The sequence below is a fragment of the Neptunicella marina genome (genome assembly GCF_014270035.1).
Taxonomy (GTDB): Bacteria; Pseudomonadota; Gammaproteobacteria; order Enterobacterales; family Alteromonadaceae; genus Neptunicella; species Neptunicella marina.
The window spans coordinates 1-4,947 of sequence record NZ_JACNEP010000034.1; the positions used below are offsets into that span (position 1 = coordinate 1).

Here is a 4,947-nt window from a genome sequence, read left to right on the forward strand (position 1 = left end):
TTTCAACACGTGCTACGACCCCTAATTTAAAAGCCATCGTGTAATCGCGTTGAGTACGCTTACGATTTGAATTAGTTGCTGTTGTCATAAAGAAGTCCTCTTTATGTCAACGTATTTCAGGACGGGACATATAGTTGAGATAATAAAAAAGGCGCCCAAGGCGCCTTTTTTAGTCAAGTTGTTTAAGTAAGTTTATTGCATCCTGATATTCTGGATAGCGATTAGATTTTACTGCAATAGCAAGGTGATCTTTTGCCTCACTAATTCTATCTAGTTTAACTAACGTATAGGCAAGGTGATAGCGGGTTTCCGGATTTTTGGAATCAAGCACATAAGCCTGACGAAGATAATTTAAGCCATCGTTTAACTTGTCCTGTTTAACCAAAATCCAGCCTAGAGTATCTAAAAGGGATGGATTTTTATTCCCGCCATTTTCCAATCCTTCCATAGCGGTTTTGTATGCCTTGGTTAGATCAGTCTGGCTATAGATATAGGCCAGATTGTTCAATATCACAGATGAATGAGAAAATTGTTTAACGTTTAACAATTGGCTGTAGTGTTTTTCTGCATTCTTCCAATCCTGATGATTGAGGTAAGCGTCAGCTAGCAGCTTTCGGCATGAGTAAAAGTCAGGATTATCATTTAAAGTGTTTTCTGAAATTTCGATAAAGTCCTGATAACCTATACCTTTAACTGTTAATAAATATAATTTCGAGAAAGCACTTTGTTGCAGGTTATTTAATTTTATTGAATGTAAATAGTCAGTAACCGCTTTAGGTAACGTTTTGTTAGCGATAGCGATGTCACCTTTTAACTCAAAATAATCGGAAGTCTGACGTTTATTCGCAGGCAACGAGGCTAAGATATCTTCACTTTGTTTTATTTTTCCTTCAGTTAAGGCCAGTCGAGCCAAGGCTAACTTTGCATTGATCGAGTCTGGCTCAAGTTCCAGTACCTTATTGAGACTTTTGGTTGCGCCTTGATAGTCTCTTGATTTAACTTGTTGTGTGGCTAGCTGAAGTAATTGATTGGGGGAGTCAATCCATAACTCATAAACCAAACGGTAGTTTGATGATGCTGAATCAAAACGACGCATTTGTGCGTAAATATTGGCTTGCTGAATTAAAAGTGCCGGGTTTAATCTGTCGTTCTGAATTAGTCTACTGATTTCCATTAAGGCATCTGGCCAGTTTCTTTCCATCATATACAGAGCAATTAATTTTTGTTTGGCTGCGGTATTGTCCGGAAAGTAGGCAAGCAATTTATTAATTAGCGTTTTTGCTTGTTTTAGATCACCGGACTTAACAGCCAGCTCTGACATTTTTAGCAATGATTGTCGATGATTTGGAATTTTATTAATAATTTTCTGTAACTCTTTCTTTGCCTGTTCCAAATCTCCCTGATGTTCAGCGATTAGGGATTGATTGAAAATCGCACTGATGTTGTCAGGGGCGCGTTTTAAGATCGTATCGAGGAGTTTTTTTGATGCGTCAAACTCTTCTGACGTTAGTAAGACTGCGGCCTGCAAATTCATTACATCCACATTATCAGGATATTGCTCCAGAAGTTGGGTAGAAATTTTTGCAGCCTGCTCAGGCTCCCTGTTTTTTAACAATATTTTGGCTTTTAATAATTGATGGCTTAAGTTGGGGCTGGCTACTTTAATGCTATTTATAGCGTTTAGTGCCATTTCTGGCTGATCTTTTAACAGATACAGGCGTGCCTGAATTAATTCCATTTCCGGGTTTTCAGGAAAATTACTTTTTAAATCCTGTAACGTTTGTTCGGCTCGGAATAGGTTGTCTTCCTGAAAATACAATTGAATTAAAATTATGCCCAGATTGGCATTTTTTACTACGGTACGCTTTTTGTCTTCGAGCAATGCAAGCGCTTTAGATTGCTCACCGGTTTCTATGTAAGTTTTTACAAGTAGCAGCAGCGCATTTGGATCTCCACTGCTTTGTTCTATGTGTTTTAGCAATAACGCTTGTGAGTTTTTCAGATTTCCCTGCATTAATTCTGCGATACCTTGCAACATGGTGGTATTGCGTTCATACAGCATCTTTTCAGGGTCAAGGAGCGATAAATGCTGGCTAATTTCGGCTAAGACTAACTTGGCTTCTTCCTGCTTACCATCTTTGGTTAATAACCATGCTTTAATTAGATTTGCTGTGGGATCCTGAGGACTTTGCTTAATAACTTGTTGATTAGTGATGCTGGCCTTATCGAACAATTCCATCGTTAAATATTGCATGGTTAAACTTCGCAGTATTTTTGGATCCTCAGGACTTAAAGCATGCGCCTGCTCAAAGCTTTTAAGAGCTTGTTGATTATCTGCTTGTTTGAGAGCTAGTTCACCAGCTAATAACCAGGCTTTTTCATCATTTGAATTTGCAGCCAGCGCCTGGGTTATTAAGGTGTTGGCTTGCTCTAAAAAGTCGGTACGGATATACAAGGTTGCCAGGGTATTGTTGGCCCTGCTATCGTTAGGAAAAAGTTGGTGGGCTTCTTTAAATTCAAAGGCTGCTCGCTCAGAATCTTGTTGAATGATATATGCCTGACCTCTTAAAAGATGCCACTCAAATTTACCTTCATCAGATAAATTGTAATATTGGTCTTCGTAGGTCAGTAATTCATCTACCTTTTTTTGCAGTATCAGGCTGTTACCTAAAATAGGGAGGACAAGATTTATATCCGCCCCCAGCTTTAAAGCATCTTCCATTTCCTTTTCTGCGGCGTCAATGAGTCCATTATCAAAATAAACTTTGGCTAGCAAAAGTTTGGACGGCAGATGCGAAGGATCTGTCTGTAGGGCGTTTTTTAAATGAATAAAAGCTTCTTCAGTTTTTTGTTCGCTGTAGGCTCTCAATGCCATTTCGTAATGGTTTACTGATTCTATGGCATAGCTTTGAATTGAGGTGGCAAACAACACCAGACTCAACATCAATCCTTTGTTCATATCGATTTAACAACATATAGGTGGGAATATTAGGTACACTAAGAAAAACAAAAAAAAAGCGCAAATTATTTTGCGCTTTTCTTATATCTTCTGCTTATCGCAATTAGGCCTGCGGCAAATATGGCCAAAATCCCTGGTTCAGGTACCGTCGTTTTACCACCGGGACTAGTTTTAGTACCAAAAGAAGCTAATTTAAAACCTTCTTGTAGCCCTTCCCAACCATCATTTCCAAAAGCGGGATTGTAAACACTGATTAACCAATATTTTGATGTTGTTGTCGAATTATCAATGCTTGTGTAGCTGTAATCATCCACATTGCTATAGTTTGCTACAGCATTCCAGTTACTGGCGGATAACCAGTCATTATTACCCCAGTTTGAAGGAGCAGCTGCAATTGAAATGTCTGCTTGTCCTTGGGAGCCACCATAATAATTTTCTGATGCCCACCCAATGCCAAAACCTTCCAAGTCAACCTCTTCACTAAATGATAAAAGGATGGCATCAAAGTAACCATGATAACTGTCTATAGAGTGATCCGGCGTACCTGTTTGTCCTTCTTCGTACTCTTTATCGTTTTTTAGTCCTAACGTATCACCGTAAAATGCTAATACTCCTGGTTCATAGAAACCATTGTCTGTATCGGATAATCCCATGATTTGTACACTTATACCATCTTGAGTAAGTGTCAGATAATTTGCCCAATCTGGTGTTCCACCGCCATCGCCAAACCAAGTGAAATCATTACTATCAACATCTCCAAAATCCCATGTCTGAGATCCTGCCCACGCATTACTCGTAAACAGGCATATCGCTGCTAGCCAAATTGATTTTTTCATTTTATTCCCGACCTCAACCTTCAGTACTTCTTTCTCTTTAGTACAAAGCAAAAAATGTTCCATATAAATAAAGTCTATATTAAACAAATGATTATGACTTTATTTGCTACGATTGTTTGGAGTAATTGTAAAGATAACTGACACTATAATAACAGCAATAACTAAGGTAAAGGAATCGAATAAGTGATGAGTATGTGCTTATAGGTATGTTATCTTATCGTTAGTAGTTTACGGAGCTTTATATGACAGATAACAAACGTAAAGGTATTTATCTTTTACCCAATTTACTTACAACAGCAGGATTGTTTTCAGGTTTTTTTGCCGTGGTTTCATCGATGAACTCGCATTTTGAATCTGCAGCTGTAGCTATATTTGTTGCAATGATTTTTGATGGATTAGATGGTCGTGTCGCACGCATGACTAATACACAAAGTGATTTTGGCGCTGAATATGACTCGATGGCAGATATGGTTTCTTTTGGCATTGCACCTGCTATCGTTTCTTATAATTGGGCTTTAACGGGGCTAGGTAAATTTGGCTGGTTAGCTGCCTTTATATATGTAGCCGGTGCCGCTTTGCGCTTAGCTCGCTTTAATACACAACTGGGTATTGCAGATAAACGTTATTTTCAGGGATTAGCCAGCCCTGCTGCTGCCGCTTTAGTTGCGGGTATGGTTTGGGTAGGTGTTGAATATAACATTAATGGTAATGACTATTCTATATTAGCTGCCTTGTTAACCGGGGTTGCTGGGTTACTTATGATAAGTAACTTTAAATACAATTCATTTAAAGAATTGAATTGGCATGGCAAGGTCCCATTTGTCGCTTTACTTTTAGTGCTTTTGGTATTTGTAATCGTTGCGACTGAACCAGCGTTAGTATTGTTTATTGTTTTTCTGCTCTATGCAGTTGCCGGTCCGGTTAATACATTTAGAACAGTTCCTAATATCAAGCTTGAACACGTTGTTGGTGATGCTGAAGATGATGCAGATTTCACCGAAAAGAGTGATAAGTAATCTCGCTTGTACAAAACCTGCGCAAACGCACAAAAAGTTAAAAAAAAGGGTTGCGCGATTTTGTTAGATGCGTAGAATGCGCGCCACTTCGACGGGGAACGGCAACGGTCAGCGGCGAAGTTGAGATGACAAGAAA

At 38.9% G+C, this 4,947-nt stretch carries 4 protein-coding genes; 1 reads left to right on the forward strand and 3 read right to left on the reverse strand.

Translation table 11 applies throughout. The features are described from left to right. The 3 genes from H8B19_RS18680 to xdp1 form a co-directional block, all read right to left on the reverse strand. Positions 1–88 (reverse strand): valyl-tRNA synthetase (locus tag H8B19_RS18680; protein ID WP_186507450.1); only part of this gene is annotated, 88 nt, incomplete at its 3' end. Positions 89–169: 81 nt separating this feature from the next. Further along, on the reverse strand, positions 170–2,959 hold the full coding sequence (gene prsT / locus H8B19_RS18685) for an XrtA/PEP-CTERM system TPR-repeat protein PrsT (RefSeq protein ID WP_186508653.1): 2,790 nt from the start codon (positions 2,957–2,959) through the stop codon (positions 170–172). 65 nt (positions 2,960–3,024) lie between these two features. Continuing rightward, positions 3,025–3,882, reverse strand: coding sequence for an exosortase-dependent surface protein XDP1 (gene xdp1 / locus H8B19_RS18690; RefSeq protein WP_186508655.1), 858 nt, complete (start codon positions 3,880–3,882; stop codon positions 3,025–3,027). A 155-nt stretch (positions 3,883–4,037) separates the two neighbouring features. Here xdp1 and pssA point away from each other — a divergent pair, with 155 nt between their 5' ends. Continuing rightward, positions 4,038–4,811, forward strand: a complete 774-nt coding sequence (gene pssA / locus H8B19_RS18695; RefSeq protein ID WP_186508657.1) for a CDP-diacylglycerol--serine O-phosphatidyltransferase — start codon at positions 4,038–4,040, stop codon at positions 4,809–4,811. The last annotated feature ends 136 nt before the right edge of the window (positions 4,812–4,947 follow it).